Raw genomic sequence first — 23,378 nt, forward strand, 5'->3', positions numbered from 1 at the left:
TCATTCGGCATGCGGATGAAAAGACGCTGTCGGTCATTTCCAACGAGATGAAGGATCTCGCGAGCCGTGCCCGTAGCCGCAAGCTGAAGCCGGAGGAATATCAGGGCGGCACCACGGCGGTGTCCAATCTCGGCATGTTCGGCATCAAGGACTTTGCCGCCGTCATCAACCCGCCGCACGCGACGATCCTGGCGGTCGGCGCCGGCGAGGAGCGGCCGGTGGTCAAGAACGGCGAGATCAAGATCGCCACCGTGATGTCGGTGACGCTGTCGACCGACCATCGTGCGGTTGACGGTGCGCTGGGGGCGGAACTCTTGGTCGCCTTCAAGACCTTGATCGAGAACCCGATGGGCATGCTGGTCTGAACGGTTTTCCGCGCTGCCTTCGGAGTATGCCGGCAGCGGAAAGCGGGTTGACAGCAGGAGCCCGCCTCCCGCTCCGTTGAGGCTGTTCGTTGCGATGTGCCCGGGGCCTTCCCGGCCCCACTCGAGGCTGCCAGACAGCCTCTCTTTCCTGATGAATGCGATCTGATCCGGACGCTGACACTCAGTGTCATCCACCAGTCATATGGGCCGTGCAGGGAGAATATGGAAACCGGCCAGGATGCCGGTCCGCTCATGCACAGACAGGATCAGGAGGTCTCATGAAGACGCTATTCATCAAGCTGCTGGCCAGCCAGCTGGCGCTCGCCGCAACTTTGTTTGCCGGCGTGGCAAATGCCGAAACGCTGACGCTCTACACATCCCAACCCGAGGCGGACGCGGCCAAGACCGTGGATGCCTTCAAGAAGGCGCAGCCCGGCATCGACGTTACCATCTATCGCTCGGGAACCAGCGACATCCTGACCAAGATGGCGGCCGAATTCGCCGCGGGCAGCCCGCAGCCCGACGTGCTCCTGATCGCCGACGCGGTCTCGATGGAGTTGCTGAAGAAGGATGACCGGTTGATGGCCTATCCCGGGGCCAAGCTCGACGGTATCGATGCGGATGCCTATGACGCCGACAAGACCTATTTCGGCAGCAAGCTGATCACCACCGGCATCGTCTACAACACCGCGGCCGCGCAAAAGCCGGAGCATTGGGCAGACCTTGCCAAGCCGGCCTATGCCGACGGCCTGGTCATGCCGAGCCCGCTCTATTCGGGCGCTGCCGCCTACCTGCTTTCGGGCTTTGTCGGCGACGCTAACTATGGCTGGGATTTCTTCCAGAAGCTGAAGACCAACAGCACCGTCAGCGTGCGCGGCAACGGCGCGGTGCTGAAGTCGGTGGCATCGGGCGAGAAGCCCTATGGCATCCTCGTCGACTTCATGGCGATGAACGCCAAGAAGAAGGGCTCGCCGGTCGAGTTCGTTTTCCCCAGCGAAGGCGTGCCTGCCGTGACCGAGCCGGTCGCCATCATGAAGACCGCCAAGAACGTCGATGGCGCGAAAAAATTCGTCGACTTCATTTTGTCCGATGAAGGCCAGAAGCTGGCGCTGTCGATGGGCTATCTGCCGGCGCGCGCCTCGGTCGGCCGTCCCGACTGGCTGCCGGAAGGCGTCAAAATCAAGGTGATGCCGTTCGACACCAAGGCCATTGTTGCCAAGACTGACGCCGACAAGGCAAAGTTCTCGGAACTGTTCGGCGGCTGAGCCGACAGTCAGGCGAGATGCCGTTTCCACGGCATCTCGCCGGTTCCGGCGAAACGTGATCGAATCGATCGACCGATCCCAGGAAACCAATCATGTCGGCACGAATCAGGGAAAGCCGGGGCCAGGAAATGGCCCTGACGGCGGCGGTTGCCGTCGTCATTGTGCTGCTTTCGCTGCTGCCCATGCTGCGCCTCGTCAAGGAGATCGCGGCACCCGGCGGCGTCTTGACGACCGTGGCCGTGGAGGCCGGGCTGAGAAGCCCGGCAACCTGGATCGCGACCTGGCACACGCTGGTCGTCGGCATTGGCGGCACTCTTCTGGCTGTGCTGTCGGGGACGCTGGTGGCCGTGCTGGTCTCGCTGACCGACATACGTGGCCGAAGCGCCCTGGTGCTCTGCTACGTCATGCCGCTGCTGATCGCGCCGCAGGTGACGGCGCTGGCCTGGCTGCAACTGTTCGGCCCGGCGAGCCCGTTCCTAAAATTGTTCGGGGCGGCGCCGCCGCTCGGCACGAAGAACCTGCTCTATTCGACCTCGGGCATCATCCTGCTGCTTGGCGTCCAATACGGCCCGCTGGTCTTCCTGCTGGTGCGTGCCGGCCTGCGCAAGCTGCCGCGCGAACTGGTCGAGGCGGCGCGCGCCGGCGGCGCGAACTGGTTCACCGTACTGGTCACCATCGTGCTGCCCTTGATGACGCCGTCGATCATGGCGGCGGCCGCACTTGCCTTCGTCTCCTGTGTCGGCAATTTCGGCATTCCGGCGTTTCTCGGCATTCCCGCCAACTATCTCGTGCTGCCGACGCTCATCTATCAGAAGCTGGCCGGCGGCGGTCCGGCGGTGCTCGGCGAGACCGCGTTTCTGTCGGTGCTGATCGGCATCATCGCCATGGCCGGCATCCTCGCCCAGGAGGGGATGAGCCGTCGCCGCGACTACCGTATTTCCTCGACATCGCTGCCGTCCGAACCTTATGAGCTCGGCCGCTGGCGGCCGGTCGTCCAGGCCGGCATGTGGCTGCTCATCCTGCTGGTGCTGGTCCTGCCGCTGTTCGGGCTGGTGCTGACCTCGCTGGTGCCGGGCTACGGCATCGCGCTCACCGCCAAAACGGCGACGCTCGACAATTACCGTTTCGTGCTGTTCGAGCATGATGCCGCCAATCGCGCCTTCTTCAACAGTTTCTGGCTGTCGATCGTGGCTGCTTTCTTCGCGGTTATCGTTGCCGTGCCTGTCGGCTATCTCATCGCCTGGGGCAAGCAGCGCTGGGTGCGGCTGCTCAACCTGTCGGTCGAACTGCCCTATGCCTTGCCCGGCGTGGTGCTGGCGATCGCCTCGCTGCTGTTGTTTCTCAGGCCGATCCCGCTGACCGGCATCCAGCTCTACAACACCGTCTGGATTATCCTCTACGCCTATCTCGCCCGCTTCCTGGTGCTGGCGCTGCGGCCGACCATCAGCGGCTATCATCAGATCGACCGGGCGCTGGAGGAGGCCGCACAGGTGGCGGGCGCCGGCCTGTTCACGCGTATGCGCACCATCATCTTTCCGCTCGTCGCACCGGCGGCGATCGCCGGCGGCCTCCTGATCTTCATGACGGCGCTCAGCGAACTCACCGTCTCGGCGCTGCTGTGGTCATCGGGGGCCGAAACGATCGGCGTGGTGATGTTTTCCTTCGAGCAGGGCGGTGATTCCAACTACGCGGCGGCGATGTCCGTCATCACGGTCGCGGTCACCTTCGCGCTGATGCTGGTGACCCACCTGCTTGCCCCTCATCTTCCGAGCGGAGTTCTGCCATGGCGCGACTGACCCTGGACCATGTGACCAAGAGCTTCACCGATTTCGATGCCGTGAAGGATGTCTCGATCGATGTCGCTGACGGCGAGTTCCTGGCGGTGCTCGGACCTTCCGGCTGTGGCAAGACGACGTTGCTGCGGCTGGTCGCCGGTTTCGAGAAAGTGACTTCGGGCGAAATCCGCATCGGCGGCGAGGTCGTGTCGGGCAAGGGCGGCAGCGTCGCTCCGGAAAAGCGGCGTGTCGGCATCGTCTTCCAGAACTATGCGCTGTGGCCGCATATGAGCGTCGCCGAGAATGTCGGCTATTCGCTGAAGGTTGCCAGGCTCGACAAGGCGGTTGCGCGCCAGAAGGTCGAAGACGCGCTTGCCTTGGTCAATCTGCAAGGGCTGGGTGAGCGCTGGCCCGCCAATCTTTCCGGCGGCCAGCGCCAGCGCGTGGCGCTCGCACGTTGCCTTGTCGCCGCGCCGTCGCTGGTGCTGTTCGACGAGCCGCTCGCCAATCTCGACGTGCATCTGAGAGCCTCGATGGAGGACGAGTTCGCCGCCTTTCACAAGCGCACGGGCACGACTATCGTCTACATCACCCACGACCAGGCCGAGGCGATGGCGCTGGCCGACCGTATCGCGGTGATGGACCACGGACGCCTGGCGCAGCTTGCGACGCCGCGCGAACTCTATCATGAGCCGGCAAATGAGATGGTGGCCTCCTTCATCTCGCAAGGCATCCTGCTGCCAGCGGATGTGATGACGAGCGAAGACGGCGGCCGTTGCAAGGTCAGGGTTCTCGGAACCGAACTGGTGGTCCGCTGTCGGCCTGGCGAGCGGCCACGCGCCGGCGCCAGGATCTGCTGCCGATCCGCTGATATCGAGCTTTCCGCCGATGCCTCGGGCTTCGACGGTCTCGTCAAGCGGGCGATCTATCAGGGAGGTACCGCGCGCGTAGAATTTACGCCTGCTGCCGGTCCCGACCTGACCTTGCGTTTCGAGCAGCCCGATCCGGTCGTGCTGGAGAACGGTGCGCAGGTCCGGCTGCGCATAAGATCCGGCTGGCTGATCCCTGCCCCGGGAGCCGCCGCATGACTTGCTCGGCGGGGTGAGTCGCGACTCGTAACGCAGGCCCGCGCGTGATCATCCAGATCACCAAGCTGTCAGTGGCCAAATTGCGCCAATCCTATCCGTATGCTTGAAGCCGCCGCTATTTCATTCCACATCCGTCAGGATGAACGAGGCACGAGAAAGGCATCGGAATCTGTTGTGGGGTATCCCCGCATCGCTGATCCTGCACGTGCTTGTCGCGGCGCTGCTGATATATGGTGTGCCCCCACGTCCCCAGCAGCCGCGGGAGGAACAGCCGGTCAATGTCGCGATCGTGCCTCCGCCCGATCAGCCGAAGCCGAAACCTGTTCCCCCACCGCCAACGCAGCCCAAAGCCGAAAAGCCGCCGGAACCCAAGGTTGAAAAACCGCCCGAGCAGCCGCCCAAGCCGGTGAACACTCCGGTACTGAAGCGCGTTTTTCAATATGGCGAAAAGGATACGGGGCCTGAGAAATCTCTCGACGGCGGCAGCGCTCAAGTCAATGCACCGTTGCCGGCCAAGGATGAGGCCGCGAAGCCGCCAGTCGAACCGAAGCCCGCCCCGACCCAATCCGCTGCGCCTGAGCAAGAGGCAGCCTCCGACAGGGCCGACGAGAAGCCGGCAACCGCCGTGCCGGCCGAAAAACCCGCGCAAAGCGAGAAAAAGGAGGAGACTGAAGACACCGACAAACAGCAGGCGACGCCGCAAACCGGCGAAAAGCAAGCGGTCGTGGCGCCAAAGCCATTGGCTGCCGAGGCCGCCGACAAGCCGGCGCCTCCATCCTCGGAAGAAAAGGCAAAGCCTAAACCCGCAAAGCCGATGAAGTTCAAATCCGCAACAGCCTTCAAAGCCCCAGGCGGGAAGGCGGGAAGGTCAAATCCCACCAACACCGAGGCTGCGGGATCGCCGATCTACTCCGGCCTTCCGGGCGTCAGAAAGCTTTACTCGCAAGGCGCAACCGGCAATGCGCTGGCCACAAGCTCCATGGACAACGTGCCGCGCGATCAGCGCGTTGCCAACCTTTGCGGCAACGTTCTGGACCAGGAATTGCAAAGTGCCGATTATTCGCCCAAATGGGTGCCAACCATTCCGCTGAAGCTGGGCAACGTCCTTAACCCTCCGCATGCCGCCTTCAGCACCAGAACCCAATGGTACAGTCTGAACTTCCGGTGCGAGGTCGACGCTGATGCGACGAGGGTCCTGTCTTTCAACTTCCGTGTTGGGTCATTGATCCCGCCCGGCGAATGGGCCAGCCGTGGATTCACCAAGTATCCGCTAAATTAGGCCGGCACGCCGAGCCGGGACAATCGCCGGTCATCCAGGTCGCCAAGCTGTCGGCGGTTAAATAGCGCCAATCCAGTGCCCGTGCTTGAAGCCGCCGCGATTTCATTCCACATCGAAGGTGATGAAGGACGAGGCACGAGAACGGCGTCGGAATCTGTTGTGGGGCGTGCCCGCATCGCTGATCCTGCACGTGCTCATCGCGGCGATCCTGATATATGGGCTGCCAATCCCTCCCCAACAGCTGCGGGAGGAGCAGCCGGTCAATGTCGCGCTCGTGCCTCCGCCCGATCAGCCAAAGCCGAAACCTGTTCCGCCTCCACCGAAACCAAAGGTAGAAAAACCGCCTGAGCAGAAGGTTGAGAAACAGCCTCCGTCGGAAAAGCAGGCGCAGAAGCCCCCGCCAGTGGAGGTCCTGAAGCCCGTTTTTCAGTTCGGCGACAAGGATACCGGCCCGAGGAAATCCCTGGATGGGACCAGCGCTCAAGACAGCTCGCCATTCCCGGCCAAGAATGAGCCTTCGAAGCCGCCGGTCGAACCGAAGCCGGCGGAAAACCAGCCTGCCACACCACCAGACTCCGACCCAGCCAAGGACGCGCAGAAGCAGGCAGCTTCAACCGAGGACGTGGATAAACAACAGGCAGCCAAACAGGAGGCAGAAAAGCAGGCGGGGCTCGAAGCCGCCAAGCAACAGGGCGCGCTATCAACGCCGTTGGCTGCCGATGGCGACGTCGAGCTTCCCACATCAGCCGAAGCGCCAAAGCCCAAACCAGCAAATGCGCCGAAACCCAAGGTCTCGAAGTCGGCATCGCAGCGCGACTCGGGCCTTCCGGGCGTTCGCAAACTCTACTCGCAGGGTGCCACTGACGATGCGTTGGCCACGACCTCGATGGGTGGTTTGCCGCGCAGTCAGCGGGGAGCCAAACTTTGTGCCAGTGTGTTGCAGCAGCAATTGCTGGACGCCTCTTACTTTCCCGACCTGATCCCAAGTGTCCCACTTAGAGCGGGCAATGTTGTTGACGGCTCGGATGTAGCCTTCCGCACCACAACTACCTGGTTTCATCTGGGCTTCCGGTGCGAGGTCGACACCAATGCGACGAGGGTCCTGTCCTTTAATTTCCGTGTGGGGCCAGTGATCCCGCGCGACCAATGGGCCCGCCTTGGGCTTTACTAGCTACGCCGGTACACCGAGCCCCGACAATTGCCGGCTCACTTCACTCCAGTCGGCGCAGACGAAATCGGCACCGGCGGCCATCAGCCGTGCGGCATGCTCCGCATAAGTATGTCCGCCACCTGTATAGCCGACCGCCGTCATGCCGGCGGCAACCGCGCCCTGGATGCCGAAAGGCGAATCCTCGATGACGATGCAGTCGGCCGGACTGGCGCCCATCGCCGCCGCGGCGAACAGGAAAATATCAGGCGCGGGCTTGCCGTTCTTGACCATCGAAGAGCTGTAGATCGCATCGCCGAAGAACCGCGCCAGCCCGGTGATGGCCAGGCTGTGGTTGATGCGTTCGACGGAGGACGACGAGGCAACGCAGCGGTCGCCGTCGAGCGTCTCCAGGAATGCGGCGATTCCCGGTGTCGGCTTCAATTCCTGCGAAAACAGGATCTTGGTCTCGGCCCAGATATCGCTGTCGGCGGCCGCGGGAAACTGATGGCCGGTCAATTCCTTGATCCTGACGATGATGTCGGCCTGTTTCATGCCGACGCACTGCGCGATGATGCCGCCGTGAACGCCCGGCATGCCATGCTTTTCATAGACGCGCTCGTAGGCCCTGGCGGCCAGGGGCTCGCTGTCGACGAGAACGCCGTCGCAATCGAAGATGATGGGCCTTGCTCGCGCCACGCGCTTGTCTCCTCAACTCAAATTTCGCACATCGCTATCGGCAAAAAGTCAGATGTTCAATAGCGGTGTTTTTTGGGGACATGCGAAAACCGGCGATGCTCAAAGCTGGCGCAACACGTCGCTGGCGCGGGAGGACCCCAGTGCCCGTTGCATGGCCTGCCGCGACTGCGCGCGGTCGGGCGTGATCCAGTTGGGCTCCGCGCCCAGGAAGCGGTCGAGGAAAGCCACGGCATAGGCCGGGATTTCGGTGACGTTCTCGCGATAGGACCACCAGGTGCGCAGGTCGTCGGCGCATTTGTCGATACTGGGCGCCGAGCCGAACTCCTGCTCGTAGATGGCCGAAATGACCGAGACGCAGTAGTTGGTGTAGAGAAAGCCTTCCGGCCAGAAGCGGATGATGTCCAGCGTGCCGGCATTCTGATCCGTTTCGACGAGCTGGGTAAGACCGGAGATCTCCCTGGCCGGCGCCTGTTTTATCAGTTCGCGCAACACAAGGCCGGCGGCAAAGACGATGAAGTCGGCCCGGTCGATCGCGGCAAACCGCTTCTGCGCTTCCATGACCTCGACCCAGTCGAGAAAAGCCCGCGTCAGCTTCGCCTCGTCGATTTCGAAGCGCACGCCGAATGTGTCCGAGACCACCTTGGCGCTGCCACGGAAAGTGGCGCGGAACCAACGCAACTGCCGCAGCCGGTGGCGCAGGTCGGGCATGAGGGCCAATTCGTCCCTGAAGGGCAGTTCCATTGTATGCATCCCGTTTCACGACAGGCTAGCACAGCCGTGCCGCCGCCGAAATCGGCCGACGGCCCTGTGGATGACCGAGGTCGAGGTCAATATCATACATATTGACATTCGCGGAAACAAATGTTCTCACTTTGCTGTTGTCGCGTGCCGGTCCAAGGTGCGCCTCGACTGAGACTTCGGGAGGAGAACCGAATGGCGATTTGGCAGTGGGGACTGCTTCTGCTGGTTATTGTGTGGGCGTTGCAGTCGCTCGGCGTCTGGCTGCAGATGCGGCACTATTCGGATGTCTTCCGGGGCGTCACTGACCAATACAAGGACGGCTTCGTCGGCGCAGGCAATTTTCGCGGCCGATTTGCCAAGGGGACCATCGCGCTGGTCGTGGTGACGCCTGACCTGATCGTGCGCCGGATGATGGTGATGAGCGGCCGTTCCGTGTTCACCAAATTCAAACGACATGAAGAATTCGAGGGTGTTCCCATCGATCGACTCCGGTCCAACCCTGCGATCATGGGGGAGGGGGAACCCGGTGTGGCCGAGGCCGTGAAGCGGGCGATCGAACAGATCGACAAAGCACGGTCGGAGCCGGGGAAGAAGCCGGGCCTGGCCGGCTTGAACGTAGCAAGGGCATAGAGGAGGCCGTGCGCCGACTGGGACCACCCGGCGGGCCGGCATAAGGAGGAGAAATGTCTGTATTTTCGTTGTTGGCGCAGCATGCCGACATGGCCGTGCACAATCTGCATGTCGCGGGTGCCATGGTTTCGGATGCTGCTTTGCATGGCAAGCTCGCCGTCGAGCATGCTTCCGACCATCTCGTTGTCCTGGCGCAGGCCGACAGCGGGCCGATTACCGTCGATCAATTCAAGGAAAAGCTGAAGGACGTCCAGCAGGAAGAGCAGCTCGGCTGGCTGACCGCCATCGGCAAGTACTTCATCGGCATCTTCCAGAAGGGCGGCGAAGTGTTCGCCGGCTTCGTCACCGGTATCATCCCGACGCTTGTGGTGCTTATGACCGCCTTCTATGCCGTCACCGAACTGGTCGGTGAAGAGCGCGTGCATGGCCTGGCGCGCGGCGCGGGCCGGATCGCGCTGACGCGATACACGCTGCTGCCGCTGCTGGCGGTGTTCTTCCTGACCAATCCGATGGCCTATACGTTCGGATCGTTCCTGGAAGAAAAGCACAAGCCCGCCTTCTATGACGCGGCCGTGTCCTATGTGCATCCGCCGCTCGGCCTGTTCCCGCACATCAATCCCGGCGAATACTTCGTCTGGGGCGGTATTCTCGTGGCTTTGCTCGAGCTTGAGAAAAAGGGCGTTGTCGTCGCCGGTTACCACGTCAAGGTGGCGATCTGGTACGCCATTGTCGGCCTCGTCGTCATCCTGCTCAAGGGCATGCTGACCGAGCGCATCACCACCATCATGGCACGCCGCCAAGGCGTCGAGCTGTAAGGGCGGGGAGGACATCATGGACAAGACATTCAAAGCCGTAAAGATCTCCCGGGGTAACACAGGCTGGGGCGGCCCGCTCGTCATCGAGCCGACCGCCCAGCGCGACAAGATCGTCTCCGTCACCGGCGGCGGCATCCATCCTGTCGCCCAACTTATCGCCGACATGACCGGCGCCACGGCCGTCGACGGCTTCAAGGCGCCGCCGATCGAAAGTGAGATGGCGGTCGTCGTCGTCGACTGCGGCGGCACCGCACGCTGCGGCGTCTATCCGCGCAAGCGCATCCCGACCGTCAATCTGACGCCGGTCGGACAGGCTGGGCCGCTCGCCCAGTTCATCACAGAGGATATCTACGTTTCGGGCGTGAAGCCGGCCAACGTCGCAATGGCGGACGGATCCGAAGCGGTCACCACTGCGGGGGGAGCAGCGTCGATGAGTTCAAACAACAGCACTTCAGCCGCCGCGCCACAGCCGCTGCCGAGCGAAGGCGGGCTTATCGGCCTGATCAGCTCGATCGGCCGCGTCATGGGCCGTGTGGTCGGCATCTTCTTCAATGCCGGCCGCCGCACGATCGACCAGGTGGTTCGCAACGTGCTGCCGTTCATGGCCTTCGTGACCATGCTGATCGGCCTGATCCTGTACACCGGCATCGGCGACGTGCTGGCGCAGCCGATGGGACCGCTGGCCAACAACATCGTCGGCCTGCTGATCATCTCGGCAATCTGCGGACTGCCGTTCCTGTCGCCCATCCTGGGACCAGGCGCCGTCATCGCGCAGGTCATCGGCGTGGCCATCATCGGCCCGCAGATCGCCAACGGCACGATTTCGCCGGCAATGGCGCTGCCGGCGCTGTTTGCCTACAACACCCAGGTGGGCTGCGACTTCGTCCCGGTCGGCCTGGCGCTCGGCGAAGCCAAGCCGAAAACCATCGAGATCGGCGTGCCTGCGGTGCTCATCAGCCGCCAGATCATGGGGCCGGTCTCGGTGCTGATCGCCTGGGTCGTCTCCCTGATCGTATTCTAAACACCTGAAATAACGAGGTTCGCCATATGTCGGTTTTTCTCAAGACACGGGTCACGGCAATAGGACCCGAAGTGGCGGACCTTGCCGAAGGGGGCGTGGTCATCCTGTTCGCGGATGGCTCGCCGCCGGAGCTTGCCGAGGTCTCGGTGCTCCACAAGACGGAGCTCGGACCCAGTGACGGCGCGCCTGAAAAGGGCGCGTCGATCACCCTTGGTCCGGTTACCGCCGTCATAACCGCCGTCGGCTCCAGCGCCTGGAGCAAGGTCCTCGAGATGGGCCACGTCGTCATCTCGTTCAACGGCGCCACCGAGGCCGAAAGGCCGGGCGAGATCTGCGCATCGCAGGTCGATCGCCAAGCCCTCGTGGCCGCCCTGAAGACAGACGCGATCATCACCATCGCCGCCTGAAAGCACTTGCGCCCGCCCAGTCTGGCTTTGGCGCCCAAAAAAGCAGAGTATTTGCCATGGAACGCTCGACCATCGTCAGAGTGCATGAAGGTTTGCACGCCCGCCCCGCCACACGCTTCGTGAAGCTCGCGAAGGGTTTCGAATCCGACGTCGAACTGGTCAAGGACGGCAAGGCGGTCAGCGCCAAGAGCTCGGTCAAGCTGATGCTGTTGGCGGTCAAGGAAAACCAGGAAGTCACCGTGCGGGCGAACGGCGCCGATGCCATCGAGGCGATCGAGGCGTTGATCGGCTATCTCGAGAACCCAACGGCGGGTCTCGATGACGAAGACACCCACGCCCCGGCGAATGACGCAGGCAAGGAAGCGGCGCCCGCGCCCCAATCCGCGCCGGCGGTATCAGGCGAGGCGAATGGTTTGCGCGGTGTCGCCGCAAGCGAGGGCGTCGCCATCGGACCCGCCTTCGCGCATTTCCCGCCTGATATCGCGGGACAGGGCCGCATGCTGCAGGCAGAAGAAATCGCCGGCGAAATCGACAGATTCCGCGCCGCCGTCGCCGCCGTCCAGGCGCGCATGGACCGGGCGCTGGCGCAGGACAGTCTGTCGGCCGGTGACCGGGGCATCGTCGCGGCGCTCAGGGATATCGCCGCCGACGACAGCCTGACCGGCGAGGCCGAGAAGGCGATCAAGGGCGGCAATGACGCGGTGTCGGCCACGATCACCGCCGCTTCCACCATCGCCGCCGATTTCAGCGCCGTCGACGATCATTACCTCAATGCGCGGGCCGACGATGTCCATGCGGTCGGACGGCAGATCTGCCTGGTGCTGCTGGGCCAAGACGACGTCAGCCTCGAAAATATCCCGCAGGGTGCGATCCTGATCGCCGATGATATCGGCGCCTGGGATCTGGCGCGCGCGCCGCTGAAACGCATCGGCGGCGTGGTGTGCGGCCATGGCGGCGCCACCTCGCACATCGCCATCATCGCCCGCTCGCACGGCATTCCGGCGGTGCTGGGCCTCGGCGACAAGATCAATGCCTTGCGCACGGCGCAAGAGGTGGCGCTCGACGGCAACAGCGGCCAGGTGATCATCGACCCCGATGCGGCCACACGCGCCGATTTCGCCGGCCGCGTCGAAGCGGCGGCCAAGGAGCGTGCCGGCCTGACCGCGTTCAAGACGGTGACGCCGAAGCTGGCGGACGGCAGGACTATCGAGGTCGCGGCCAATATCGGCTCGCTGGAGGAGATCGAGGCTGCGCAGGAAGCCGGCGCCATGGGTGTCGGCCTGTTCCGGACCGAGCTTCTGTTCATGCGCCATATGCACCTGCCGTCGGAAGACATGCAGGCCGAGACCTATGCGGCGCTGGCCAAAGCCTTCGCCCCCTATCCGGTCATCGTGCGCACGCTCGACATCGGCGGCGACAAGCCGATCGCCGGCATCGAGTTTCCCGACGAGGAAAATCCCTTCCTCGGCTGGCGCGGCATCCGCATGTGCCTCGACCGGCCCGATATCTTCAAGCGCCAGCTGAGGGCGCTGCTGAGGGCCGCCGTACACGGCAACATCAAGGTGATGCTGCCGATGGTGTCGGATATTTCCGAAGTGACGCGCAGCCGCGCACTGGTCGATGAATGCGCCGCCGAACTCAAGGCCGAAGGCGTGCCGCACGCCACGTTCGATCTCGGCGTGATGATCGAAACCCCGGCCGCGGTGCTGATCGCACCGGCACTGGCCAGGGAGGTGGCTTTCTTCTCGATCGGCACCAATGATCTCACCCAGTACATCATGGCCGCCGACAGGCTCAACCCGACCGTTGCGAAGCTTAACGACGTCACCAATCCGGCCGTGATGTCGGCGATCGAACTGACGGCCAGGGCCGGGGTCGCCGCCGGCATCATGGTGGGCATGTGCGGCGAGGCGGCAGGTCGGCCGGATCTCATTCCAGCCTTCCTGAAGATGGGCCTGACCGAGCTGTCGATGAGCCCGGCATCGATCCAGCGCGCCAAGAAGACGATCACGGCGATGGCGGCCGGGGAGTAGTTCCTGCGACCGCTGCTGCTGGAGCTTACGGCAAGTGCGCAAGCAAGGTTGCGAAGACAGGTGTCAGTTCATCGACCGGGCTCGCCTTGGCGCAGGCCTGGACAATGCGCTCATGACGTATATCGGCGGCCAGCATCGCGATCTCCAGCATGTCTGGCTCCGGCGCGCCGTCGCGGCCGGTTGTCGCCAGGCCGCAAGCCAGGACGACCGGCCCCAGGCAGCTTATATCGAGCGCCCGGCCGCCAGCAGCATTCGATTCCGGCGCGGCTTCGCCAAAGCGGACCGGGCGCTGGTTGAGCAATTCGATCAAAAGCGCCGCGCAGGTTGCCGCGATTGCCTGCAGTCCGGCACCCGGCGCGGCCAGTGCGGCCAACAGATCGCCATGGCGCTTGCGCATGGCCGAGTGGACGGCGGCAAAACCGGCTTCATGGATACGGGCATTCTCGATCTTCAGCCCGGCAAGCACGGCCTTGCTCAGATAGTACATGTCGCGCCGGAACAGGCGCTCGGCGTTCAATTGCTGGTCTTCGTCCCCGGCCGGAAAATAGGTGCCGAGACCTTTGACGGTCGTTCCATCGACGCTTATCGGGCGTTCATGCGGGACGAAGGATTCGGCGATCGACAGCGCGTCGTCGACGGCGCTCGCGGCATGGCTGAGCAGGCCTTCGATGCCTTTGCCCGGAAACGGCGGAAGATGGCTGGTGGCTTCGCGCAGGGCGCTGGCGTCGCCGCTGCCGTCATGACGGCTCTGGCGGATGATGTCGCGGACTTCCCGCAGCCGGTCCTTGAGGTTGACGCGGACGTCTTCGGAGATTTGTCGGAGCATCGCGGTTTGCCTCGAATGTGCCGTGCGGGCCAGCTGCAGTAGGGCGGCCACCGACTCTACATTGTTCCTATCGATTGGTAGATCAATAGGCGATACTAGACCAGCACGCAGAATCGGCGACGGCGCGCGTCCGCCGCCGCGGGGGAGGGATGATTTGGCCAGGGGACGACAAACCGAGGAAAGGCGGGCCGAGGAAAGGCGGGCCAACGAAAGGCGGGCCAACGAAAGTCGAGCAGGAGCCGAAGCGACCGAGCCGGTCGTCAGCGAGAGCCGAACGGACCGCCTCAGGATCCGCGCCGCCTGGATGTATTTCGTCGAGCAGATGACGCAGAACGAGATCGCCGATGTGCTTGGCGTCGGCCGCGTCACCATCGTGCGCATGCTGGCGGAGGCGCGGTCGCGCAACGAGGTCAAGATCACCATCGAGAGCGAGCTTCTGGAGATCGTGCGGCTGGAGCGCGCGCTCGAAAGGACCTTCGGACTGCAGCAGGCGCTGGTGGCGCCGTTGACCGCGGCCAATGCCGATCCGATCCCGGCGATCGCCGCCAAGACCGGCATGTTCCTGTCCGACGCGATGAAATCCGGCATGCAGGTCGGCGTCGGCTGGGGCAATACGCTGTTCCACACCTTGCCGTTCATCAGCGCCAAATCGCTGACCGATTTCAAGGTGATTTCGCTGCTTGGTGGCGTCGGCGTCGCGCGCCGGGTCAACCCGGCCGAGTTCGCGTGGCGCTTCGCCCAGATTTTCCAGGGCGATGGCTATCTGATGCCGACGCCGGCCGTCGTCGACAGCGTCGAGACCAAGATCGCGCTGGTCGAGCGCTGCGGCCTGCAGGAGGTTTTTGAGATGGCCGACGCGCTCGATGCCGTTCTGCTGAGTGTCGGCGGCATCGCTTCGGCCACCACCTTCTCGCGCGGCGGCTTCCTCAGGGAAGCGGACCGCGAGGCGCTGCTGGCGCGCGGCGCCGTCGGCGACCTTCTGTTCCATTTCTACGACCGCAATGGCGATCTGGTCGACCATCCCGTCAACAACCATGTGATGTCGGTGGATGTCGACCGGCTGCGCAAGGCGCCGATCCGCATTCTGACCTCCGGCGGCGCGGAGAAGACCGACGCGCTGCTCGGCGCCATGAATCTGATTGCGCCGACAATCCTGATCACCGACGAGGAAAGCGCAAGGCGTATGCTGAATGCGGTCAGCGAAAGCTGAACGATCCCGTGATGTAGTCCGGCCAGGCCTTGTGCTCGCCGAAAACAGCGGCGAGGTCAGGCGCGCCGGCCAGGATCCCATCCAATACCAACGCGGTGGCGATGCCGACACCATTGCCGCCTGCAATATCGTGTTCGACGCTGTCGCCGACGCAGACCACGCTGTGGCGGTCCGGCTCGCCTGCCAGTGCAAGTGCGGCATCGAAGATCGCCGGATAGGGCTTGCCGATGCGGGTGACGCCGCCGCCCAGGTTCTCGTAGAGATCGGCGATCTCGCCGGCGCCGAAGCGGGGTCCGACCGCCGTCAGCATGATCCTATCGGGATTGGTACAGAAGCACGGCACTTGCCGCGCCGCTGCCGGGCCCAGCAGCCGGCGATAATGGTCGAGGTCGTGGCGGTCCCCCTCACTGGCCGAGATCAGCACCAGTTCGGCGTCCTCGCCGGCCTCTGTCAGCGCGAAGGGCAGGCCTTCGATCGCGCTGCGGTCGCCGTCGCGGCTGATCAACAGGCATTTCGTGCCGGACCGCAACACTCCTGCCGCCGCCATGTCATGGAAACGTCGCCACGCTACCTCGCCGGAAGACACAAAATGGTCCCAGCTGCCGGCCTCGAAGCCGAGCTTCAGCAGGCGATCCTCGTTGGGCCGGGCGCGCTTGCCGGAATTGGAGATCAGCACCACGGTCTTGCCGGCGCGCTTCAGCGTGGACAATGCCTCCACCGCACCGGGATACGGAGCTTGGCCGTCATGCAGCACGCCGAACTGGTCGAGCAGGAAGACCTGGTAGCGTTGCGCCAGCTTCCCGATGCCGTCGAGACGTTCGACCTTTTTCATAGGAGCCCTGTCTCGCTGGCGCCTTTCAGCGCCAGCCGGGCCGTACCGGCGGCGGCCTCGTCCGACAATGCCGGCAGGAACGCGACGCCGAGCTTGCGCTGCCGGATCGCGCTCCATACCGGATTGGCGGCGCCGCCGCCGACGCTGCGAATGGAGGTCAGGGCCGGCGCGCCGAGTTCGGCCAGCCTGCCGTAACCAAGCGCTTCGATCGCCGCCATGCCCTCGAACATCGCCTTGAGGTAATCGGCATCGTCAGCAGGCCGTGGGGTGAGACGCGGCGGCAAGGCCGGATCGGCGATCGGGAACCGCTCGCCAGCCGTCCCAAGCGGATAGTAGTCGAGGCCGGTCTCGGTCGTGGGGTCGATCATCGCGCTGAGTTCGATGATCCGCGCGAGCGGAAAATGCTGCGCCAGCACCTTGCCGCCGGAATTCGAGGCGCCGCCTGCCAGCCAGGTGTCGCCAAGACGATGGCTGTAGATGCCAAAGCGCGGCGCCGAGATCGGCCGGTCGGACAGGATCTTGATGGTCAGCGAGGACCCCAGCGCCGTGACACCGTCGCCGGCCGCCGTGGCGCCCGTCGCCAGGAACGAGGCACAGCCGTCCGTGGTGCCGGCAACCACGACCACATCGCGCGGCAGGCCGAAAAGCGCGGCGGCGGCCGCGGTGAGGGTGCCCGTGACGTCGCCCGGCTCGATGACATCAGGCAGCAAATCCATGCGCATGCCGGTGGCCGCGATCCAATCCGGCCAGCGGCGCGCCTCGACGTCGTAGCCGGTCTTGAGCGCATTGTTCTCGTCGCTGACATCGAAGCGCCCGGACAGGTTGCCGGCGATCCAGTCGGCCTGGTGCAGCACGGCCGCTATGCCGGGCAGATGCTGGTACCGGAGCGCCTTGGCCAGGCCGGAAGTCGCCCCGTGGGCGGCGCTCGCTTCCGGCGCCGCGCGGGCGATCGCGGCCAGGATGTCGCCGTCATCGACCTTGTCGTTGTACATCAGCGGCTCGGCCAGAGGCCGCCCATCAGCGTCGACCGGCAGCAGGGTGCCCGACGTGCCGTCGATGGCGATGGCGCGGATCGCGGCGCGGTCGACGCCCGAAAGCAGTTCCGCCAGCGCTGCCTGGACCGCCTGCCACCATATCGAGGGGTCGCGGGGGTTCTGGCCGAATTTGTCGAGCCGGACAGCGGACTGGCCGGCAATGGAAAAATCCTGACGCATGGCGACGGCGCGGGCGCCGGACGTGCCGATGTCGATGCCAACGACAAGTGGCGTCATGTCGTCCGTCCCTCGCTAGGCCGTGCCGGCCGCATTGAGCTTCTGGCGATACTGCTCGGCGTCCCAGTTGACCAGTTCGTCATTCTCGGCGGCGGTGAGATAGTTCAGCCGCGCCTTGCCGTCGACGCGCGCGGTCACGTCGGCGAGGCAACGCTGCATGGCGTCGGCGCCGGCGCCGGCGTCGCCGCGCATCAGCACACCAGCGCCGGGAAACAGGATCGCCACGGGTGCCGCGCCGAGCCGCGCGGTGACGCCAGCCACGTTCTCGCCCGGCCTCGCAACGACCGAGCCCTGGCCAAGGAAGATGACATGATCCGGATAAAGGCTGCCGGCCTCGGCCATATCTAGGCTTTCCGCATCGAGCGCGACCGCATGCGCTTCGACATCCGCCGGCAATCGGTAGTCGCCGGCAAGTGCCGTCAAGGCGGCGATATCAGGTGCGGCGGTCGCGCGCGCCGGCCGCGCCAGCAGCGACCGGACGCGGTGCAGCAGAGCCTCGGCCTCGGCGACGGTTTCGGCAGCAACCACCAGCCCGTGATTGCCAAGGATCAGCACGTCGACCCCGGGCCGCAATTTCGCGGCAATGCCGCGGGCGAGCGGCAGACCCGGCCGGAAGTAGGGTACCCAAGCCCATTCGACACCGCCCAGTCGCCTGGCGACCTCGGCCTCGCCATCGGCTTGCACGGCAAGCGAAATCGTGTCGACGCAGTGGACATGCAGAACCACGCGTTGCGGCATCAAGGCATGCACCGTGGTCTCGATCGACGGGCGCAGGCCACGCGGATTGAGGTCTTCGATGGCGAAGGCCTGCGGCTTGTCGGCGGCTGGATCGCGCTGTTCGACGGCCTCGAGCAGCGGTGCCATCGCCACCGGCACCATGATGTCGTCGCGGAGCGCATCCTTCAGCCAGGTGCCCGAGGCCTTGATCCACAGCGTGTCGCCGGCCTTCAGCGAGGTGTTGCCGCCCGCCGCCTGCGTCATGTGCGGATTCAGCCCGATGCTGGCCGAAAGCGCCCGCAAGGCGGCCAGTTCCTGTGCATCAGCTTGGGTTGCCACGGCGCCTTTCCTCCAACGTTTGCACGCAATCCCGTCGCCGGGCCGCTGCTGGGCGCTGATATCGCAGATATGAGCGATCTGCGTCAACAGTGATCTACTATCATCAAAATCGGCTTGCAATCCGGGTACTGTTGATTAAGTTGCACCAATTGCCGTGGGAGATGGCGTCAGGGAGGAAAGGGTTGAGCGACTTCGGCCGCCAGCGTCAGATCGTCGAACTGCTGCGGGACCGCCCGTTCGCCTCCGTGCGCGAGCTGCAGGAGCGGCTCGGGGTCTCGGCGGCGACGGTCCGGCGCGATATCGACCGGATCGACGAGGCCGGTGAAGCCCGCAAGGTCTATGGCGGCATTTCTGCGCTCGACGGGGCTTCGCATGCGGGCGTCGCCTATGCCCGGCCCTATGACGAGAACCGTGACCTTGCCGTCGAGGCCAAGCGGCAGATCGCGGCCGTTGCCGCGACCATGGTGCGCGATGGCGATGCCGTCATCGTCCATGGCGGCTCGACCTGTTTCCACCTCGGCGTCAAGCTCGCCGACCGCAACATCCGGCTCTACACCAACTCGATGCCGCTCGCGGCCTATCTCAGCGACCATGGCCATTGCAGCCTGACCGTCGCGGGCGGTGACCTGCACCGCGAGCCCGGCATCATCCATTCACCGACCCAGGCGGCGCCCTTCTATGCCTCGAAATTCTTTCTCGGCACGCAAGGCCTCAACCAGGAAGGGCTGCTGGAATCGCATCCGCTGCTGGTACGCTCCATCGTCGACCTCAGCCTCTGCGCCGATCAGATCGTGGTGCTGGCCGACAGCCGCAAACTGTCGATCCACGCGCGCAATGTCGCGCTGCCGCTGTCGCGCATCGGCACGCTGGTCACCGATGACGGGCTCTCCGATGCCGATGCGCGCATGCTGGAGGACGCCGGCGTCATGGTGCGGATCGCTTCGACCTCGGGAGCCCTCGCGTGAACGTGGCGGTGCTCGACTTCGGCAAGACCAATTCGAAGCTGTTCGTCTTCGACCAGGACGGACGCATTCTCGACGAACGCCGGACGCAGCCGAAATGGACGCGTCAAGGCGGCTTCAGCGTACTCGACGAGGCCGCCCTTCATGACTGGGGGTTGGGCGCCGTTACCGACGCGGTCGAAAACCATGGTGTGGAAGGGGTGATGGTGTCGGGCCATGGTTGCACCTTCGCCCTTGTCGATGGCAAGGCGCTGACCCATCCGATCCTCGACTACGAACAGGAGCCGCCGGCCGAGATCGCGGTGCGGATCGACCGCCGCATCCCGGATTTCGCCGAAACCTTCTCTCCTCGCCTGCCGCTCGGCTTCAACTATGGCCGCCACATGCTGTGGCTGCAGGCGGTCGATCCCGATGCGTTTTCGAACGCGACATCGATTCTGGGCTATCCCCAGTACTGGAGCTGGCGCCTCGGCGGCAGGCCGGTCTCGGAAGTCTCCTATCTCGGCTGCCATTCGCATTTGTGGGCACCGCGCAAACGTGATTTTTCCTCGCTGGTCGACGCCGAGGGCTGGCGCGGCCAGATGCCGGCTTTCGAACGTGCCGGCGCCGTCATCGGCGAGCAGCGCTTCGGCAATACCGAGCGATCGATCGCCATCCACAATGGCGTCCACGACTCCAATGCGGCGCTGTACGCCTATCGCCGGCAAGGGCTTGGGCCGCTGACCGTCGTCTCGACCGGCACCTGGGTCGTCGTGCTCAATCCAGACTGTCCGCTCGAGGCGCTCGACCACGAGCGCGACATGCTGGTCAATGTCGACGTCGATGGCGGCCCGGTGCCGACCATCCGCTTCATGGGCGGGCGCGAATTCGCCGTCATCAGCGGCGGCTGGCAAGGCGCGATCCCGCTAGGCTCGATACAGCAGGCGATCGACGCCGGTCTCATGGCACTACCGAGTTTCGCGCCGGGTGGACCGATATCGGACCGTAGCGGCGAAATCATCGGCGGTACGCCCAGCGCCGTGCAACGCGCGGCGGTGGCGTTGCTCTACGTTGCGCTGATGGTCGACCTTTGCCTCGATCTCATCCATTCCGATAACACGGTGATCGTCGATGGCGGGCTGAACACTGGCGGCCTGCTTGCCGGGCTGCTGGCGCAGCTGCGTCCCGGCCAGACCTTCCTGCAAGGCGCCTCGCTGGAAGGCAGTGCCACCGGTGCCGCGGCGCTCGCCTTCGAGAGCGTGGGGCGCGACTTCGCCGCCGAGCCGCCGGAGCCGGTGCGGGCGACGCAATTCGGCGGTCTTGCCGGCTATCGCGACGCCTGGCGCGATCGCGCTGCCGGACATGGTGCCGCCGCCAAGGCTGCGGGTGGTGCGCCATGAGCGCGGCAGTCCAACCACAGGCGACGCGCCAGCCGGTGCTGGAGATGCGCCACATCTCGAAGACCTTCGGCGCGATCCGCGCCCTCCAGGACGTCTCGCTCAGCGTCCACGCGGGCGAATTGCACGCGCTGATGGGCGAGAACGGCGCCGGCAAGTCGACGCTGATGAAGGTGCTGTCGGGCGCCTATCGCCCGGATCCCGGCGGCGAGATCCTGATCGATGGCGCGCCCGCCGCGACCGGCGATCCGATCAAGGCACGCGCGGCCGGTATCGCGGTGATCTACCAGGAGCTGTCGCTGGCGCCGAACCTGACGGTGGCGCAGAACATCTTCCTCGGCAACGAGCCGCGGCGCTTCGGCGTCGTCGACCGGGACCAGTGCAACCGACGCGCCGCCGAGATCGTCGACCGGCTCGGCGTCGCCTTCTCGGCGCGTGCCCTGGTTTCCAGCCTGTCGCTCGGCGAGCGCCAGCTGGTCGAGATCGCCCGGGCGCTGTCGACCAATGCGCGCATCATCGTCATGGACGAGCCGACCACGTCGCTGACCTCGCGCGAGACCGACCGGCTGTTCGAGGTGATCGCGACGCTGAAGGCGCAAGGCATCGCCATCATCTACATCAGCCATCGCATGGAAGAGGTCTACCAACTCGCCGACCGCGTCAGCGTGCTGCGCGACAGCGGCTATGTCGGTACGCTGGAGCGCGCCGACCTCAACGCCTCGCGGCTGGTGTCGATGATGGTCGGCCGCGATCTCTCCGCCTTCTACAAGAAGGATCATCGCCCGCCGGACGAGAAACGCGCCGTGGCGCTCTCGGTGCGCGGCATGTCCGACGCGCACTTGCTGAAGAACTGTTCGTTCGACCTCCACCACGGCGAGGTGCTGGCGCTGGCCGGCCTCGTCGGCTCGGGCCGCACGGAGCTTGCCAGGCTGATCTTCGGCGCCGACAAGCGCAGCGCCGGCACGATGGAACTCGACGGCAAGGCCGTGACCATCGGCTCGCCGCGCGAGGCGCTCGATGCCGGCATCGCCTACCTTACCGAGGACCGCAAGGAACTCGGCCTGTTCCTCGACATGTCGATTTCCGACAACATCAGCATGGGCGTGCTGGCCAGGGACGCACGAGCCGGCGGATTTCGCGATTTCACCGCCGCCGACAGGAGAGCGGCGAAGGCCATTGCCGACCTCTCCATCCGCACCGGCTCGGCACAGGCCAATGCCGGCTCGCTGTCGGGCGGCAACCAGCAGAAGGTGCTGCTCGCGCGCCTGCTGGAGACCGAGCCGAAGGTGGTCATCCTCGACGAACCGACCCGCGGCGTCGATGTCGGCGCCAAGTCGGAAATCTACCGGCTGATCGACAACCTCGCCAACAAGGGCATCGCCATCCTGATGATCTCCAGCGAATTGCCCGAGGTGATCGGCGTCGCCGACCGCGTGCTGGTGATGCGCGATGGCGCGATCGCTGGCGAGGTGACGGCATCGGAAGGCGAGCCGCTTCGTCAGGAAGCGATCATGGAACTTGCGACGGGAGCGTCTCAGCGATGACAGACAGGACGACCGGGACGAAGAGTGTGGATCAGGCGGCGGTCAGGAGCCGGCGGCTGCGCACCGCGCTTGCGGCCCTTGGCATGCTGCCGGTGCTGGTGCTGCTGGCCGCCGGCTTCCAGTTCATCAATCCGCGCTTTCTGACCGGCACCAACCTGCTGATCGTCACGCAGCAATCGTCGATCAACATCGTGCTTGCCGCCGGCATGACCTTCGTCATCCTGACCGGCGGCATCGACCTGTCGGTCGGCTCCATCCTTGCCGCCTCCGCGATGGTGGCGGTGCTGGTGTCGCTGGTGCCGGACTGGGGCCTGCTCGGCGTGCCGGCGGCCATCCTGGTCGGCCTTGGCTTCGGGCTCATCAACGGGTTGCTGGTCGCCTATATCAGGCTGCCGCCGTTCATCGTGACGCTCGGTTCGCTGACCGCCGTGCGCGGCGTTGCCCGCCTGCTCGGGCAGGACACGACGGTGTTCAACTCCGACCTGCCGTTCGACTTCATCGGCAACGGTTCGGTGCTCGGCATCCCCTGGCTGGTCATCATCGCGCTGTCGGTGGTGGTGCTGTCCTGGCTGGTGCTGAAACGCACCGTGCTCGGCACCTGGATCTACGCCGTCGGCGGCAACGCCGAGGCTGCGCGGCTGACCGGCATCAAGGTGCCGCTGGTGCTGCTCTTCGTCTATGGCGTTTCCGGGCTGCTCGCCGGCCTTGGCGGCGCCATGTCGGCGGCCCGGCTCTACGCCGCCAACGGCCTGCAGCTCGGACAAAGCTATGAACTCGACGCCATCGCCGCCGTCATCCTCGGCGGCACCAGTTTCGTCGGCGGCGTCGGCTCGATCTGGGGCACGCTGATCGGCGGCCTGATCATCGCGGTGCTCTCCAACGGGCTCATCTTGGCCGGTGTCTCGGACATCTGGCAGTACATCATCAAGGGATTGGTCATCATCGTGGCGGTCGCCCTCGACCGCTACCGGCTCCAGGCAGGGGCAAGAACGTGAGTGACCTGGTCGCCGGCATCAACGACCGGCTTGTGCAACGC

The 23,378-nt window shown here is 64.9% G+C and carries 22 protein-coding genes; 16 read left to right on the plus strand and 6 right to left on the minus strand.

The window, feature by feature from the left end; all coding sequences use genetic code 11:
• The 6 genes from EN808_RS00005 to EN808_RS00030 form a co-directional block, all read left to right on the plus strand.
• A partial coding sequence (locus EN808_RS00005) for a 2-oxo acid dehydrogenase subunit E2 (RefSeq protein WP_189524033.1) occupies positions 1-365 on the plus strand: 365 nt, incomplete at its 5' end.
• A gap of 278 nt (positions 366-643) precedes the next feature.
• The gene (locus EN808_RS00010; RefSeq protein WP_135914819.1) at positions 644-1,630 is read left to right on the plus strand and encodes an ABC transporter substrate-binding protein; all 987 of its coding nucleotides are present in this window, start codon (positions 644-646) and stop codon (positions 1,628-1,630) included.
• Between the two features lie 92 nt (positions 1,631-1,722).
• On the plus strand, positions 1,723-3,426 hold the full coding sequence (locus tag EN808_RS00015) for an iron ABC transporter permease (protein ID WP_135914821.1): 1,704 nt from the start codon (positions 1,723-1,725) through the stop codon (positions 3,424-3,426).
• Positions 3,414-4,493: an ABC transporter ATP-binding protein gene (locus EN808_RS00020; protein ID WP_135914823.1), complete on the plus strand. Its 1,080-nt coding sequence runs from the start codon at positions 3,414-3,416 to the stop codon at positions 4,491-4,493. The genes EN808_RS00015 and EN808_RS00020 overlap by 13 nt, the downstream gene beginning before the upstream one ends.
• Before the next feature lie 139 nt (positions 4,494-4,632).
• Positions 4,633-5,772 carry a DUF930 domain-containing protein gene (locus EN808_RS00025; RefSeq protein WP_135914826.1) on the plus strand — a complete coding sequence of 380 codons (1,140 nt, stop codon included), beginning with the start codon at positions 4,633-4,635 and terminating at the stop codon, positions 5,770-5,772.
• Positions 5,773-5,893: 121 nt separating this feature from the next.
• Entirely contained in the window at positions 5,894-6,943 is a 1,050-nt protein-coding gene (locus EN808_RS00030) for a DUF930 domain-containing protein (RefSeq protein WP_135914828.1), read from the plus strand.
• Here EN808_RS00030 and EN808_RS00035 read toward each other — a convergent pair whose 3' ends face one another.
• Positions 6,944-7,618: an HAD family phosphatase gene (locus EN808_RS00035; RefSeq protein ID WP_127872179.1), complete on the minus strand. Its 675-nt coding sequence runs from the start codon at positions 7,616-7,618 to the stop codon at positions 6,944-6,946.
• A gap of 99 nt (positions 7,619-7,717) precedes the next feature.
• Positions 7,718-8,359 carry a hypothetical protein gene (locus EN808_RS00040; protein WP_127872180.1) on the minus strand — a complete coding sequence of 214 codons (642 nt, stop codon included), beginning with the start codon at positions 8,357-8,359 and terminating at the stop codon, positions 7,718-7,720.
• Between the two features lie 192 nt (positions 8,360-8,551).
• On the opposite strand from EN808_RS00040, the gene EN808_RS00045 reads away from it, so the two are divergent.
• Genes EN808_RS00045 through ptsP form a run of 5 tightly spaced genes read left to right on the plus strand, consistent with a single transcriptional unit; the run spans position 8,552 to position 13,265 of the window.
• Positions 8,552-8,989 carry a transcriptional regulator GutM gene (locus EN808_RS00045; RefSeq protein WP_135914830.1) on the plus strand — a complete coding sequence of 146 codons (438 nt, stop codon included), beginning with the start codon at positions 8,552-8,554 and terminating at the stop codon, positions 8,987-8,989.
• A gap of 53 nt (positions 8,990-9,042) precedes the next feature.
• Positions 9,043-9,804: a PTS glucitol/sorbitol transporter subunit IIC gene (locus tag EN808_RS00050; protein WP_027054143.1), complete on the plus strand. Its 762-nt coding sequence runs from the start codon at positions 9,043-9,045 to the stop codon at positions 9,802-9,804.
• 16 nt (positions 9,805-9,820) lie between these two features.
• A complete protein-coding gene (locus EN808_RS00055) occupies positions 9,821-10,825 on the plus strand; it encodes a PTS glucitol/sorbitol transporter subunit IIB (RefSeq protein ID WP_135914832.1) in 1,005 nt (334 codons plus the stop codon).
• A 26-nt stretch (positions 10,826-10,851) separates the two neighbouring features.
• Positions 10,852-11,232 (plus strand): PTS glucitol/sorbitol transporter subunit IIA, encoded by a 381-nt coding sequence (locus EN808_RS00060; RefSeq protein WP_127279792.1) that lies wholly within the window; start codon positions 10,852-10,854, stop codon positions 11,230-11,232.
• 56 nt (positions 11,233-11,288) lie between these two features.
• Positions 11,289-13,265: a phosphoenolpyruvate--protein phosphotransferase gene (gene ptsP, locus EN808_RS00065; RefSeq protein WP_135883513.1), complete on the plus strand. Its 1,977-nt coding sequence runs from the start codon at positions 11,289-11,291 to the stop codon at positions 13,263-13,265.
• A 25-nt stretch (positions 13,266-13,290) separates the two neighbouring features.
• Here the strand turns inward: ptsP and EN808_RS00070 are convergent, their stop codons facing one another.
• Complete coding sequence (locus EN808_RS00070) at positions 13,291-14,091, minus strand: hypothetical protein (protein WP_135914834.1); 801 nt, start codon at positions 14,089-14,091, stop codon at positions 13,291-13,293.
• Positions 14,092-14,245: 154 nt separating this feature from the next.
• Between EN808_RS00070 and EN808_RS00075 the strand changes: the two genes are divergently transcribed.
• Positions 14,246-15,301, plus strand: a complete 1,056-nt coding sequence (locus EN808_RS00075; protein WP_245525011.1) for a sugar-binding transcriptional regulator — start codon at positions 14,246-14,248, stop codon at positions 15,299-15,301.
• Here the strand turns inward: EN808_RS00075 and EN808_RS00080 are convergent.
• The 3 genes from EN808_RS00080 to EN808_RS00090 are packed head-to-tail and all read right to left on the minus strand — an operon-like array spanning position 15,288 to position 18,460.
• A complete protein-coding gene (locus EN808_RS00080) occupies positions 15,288-16,133 on the minus strand; it encodes a TIGR01459 family HAD-type hydrolase (RefSeq protein ID WP_135914837.1) in 846 nt (281 codons plus the stop codon). The genes EN808_RS00075 and EN808_RS00080 overlap by 14 nt on opposite strands.
• On the minus strand, positions 16,130-17,404 hold the full coding sequence (locus tag EN808_RS00085) for an FGGY-family carbohydrate kinase (RefSeq protein ID WP_135914839.1): 1,275 nt from the start codon (positions 17,402-17,404) through the stop codon (positions 16,130-16,132). The genes EN808_RS00080 and EN808_RS00085 overlap by 4 nt, the downstream gene beginning before the upstream one ends.
• A gap of 15 nt (positions 17,405-17,419) precedes the next feature.
• Positions 17,420-18,460 (minus strand): class II aldolase/adducin family protein, encoded by a 1,041-nt coding sequence (locus EN808_RS00090; RefSeq protein WP_135914841.1) that lies wholly within the window; start codon positions 18,458-18,460, stop codon positions 17,420-17,422.
• A 182-nt stretch (positions 18,461-18,642) separates the two neighbouring features.
• Between EN808_RS00090 and EN808_RS00095 the strand changes: the two genes are divergently transcribed.
• Genes EN808_RS00095 through EN808_RS00110 form a run of 4 tightly spaced genes read left to right on the plus strand, consistent with a single transcriptional unit; the run spans position 18,643 to position 23,337 of the window.
• Entirely contained in the window at positions 18,643-19,425 is a 783-nt protein-coding gene (locus tag EN808_RS00095) for a DeoR/GlpR family DNA-binding transcription regulator (protein ID WP_135914843.1), read from the plus strand.
• Positions 19,422-20,801, plus strand: coding sequence for a carbohydrate kinase (locus EN808_RS00100; RefSeq protein ID WP_135914846.1), 1,380 nt, complete (start codon positions 19,422-19,424; stop codon positions 20,799-20,801). The genes EN808_RS00095 and EN808_RS00100 overlap by 4 nt, the downstream gene beginning before the upstream one ends.
• Positions 20,798-22,342 carry a sugar ABC transporter ATP-binding protein gene (locus EN808_RS00105; RefSeq protein WP_135914848.1) on the plus strand — a complete coding sequence of 515 codons (1,545 nt, stop codon included), beginning with the start codon at positions 20,798-20,800 and terminating at the stop codon, positions 22,340-22,342. The genes EN808_RS00100 and EN808_RS00105 overlap by 4 nt, the downstream gene beginning before the upstream one ends.
• Positions 22,339-23,337: a ribose ABC transporter permease gene (locus EN808_RS00110; protein WP_127279100.1), complete on the plus strand. Its 999-nt coding sequence runs from the start codon at positions 22,339-22,341 to the stop codon at positions 23,335-23,337. Before EN808_RS00105 ends, EN808_RS00110 begins: the two co-directional genes overlap by 4 nt.
• The last annotated feature ends 41 nt before the right edge of the window (positions 23,338-23,378 follow it).

Origin of the sequence: Mesorhizobium sp. M8A.F.Ca.ET.165.01.1.1, assembly GCF_004792065.1 — a bacterium.
Classification (GTDB): Bacteria; Pseudomonadota; Alphaproteobacteria; order Rhizobiales; family Rhizobiaceae; genus Mesorhizobium.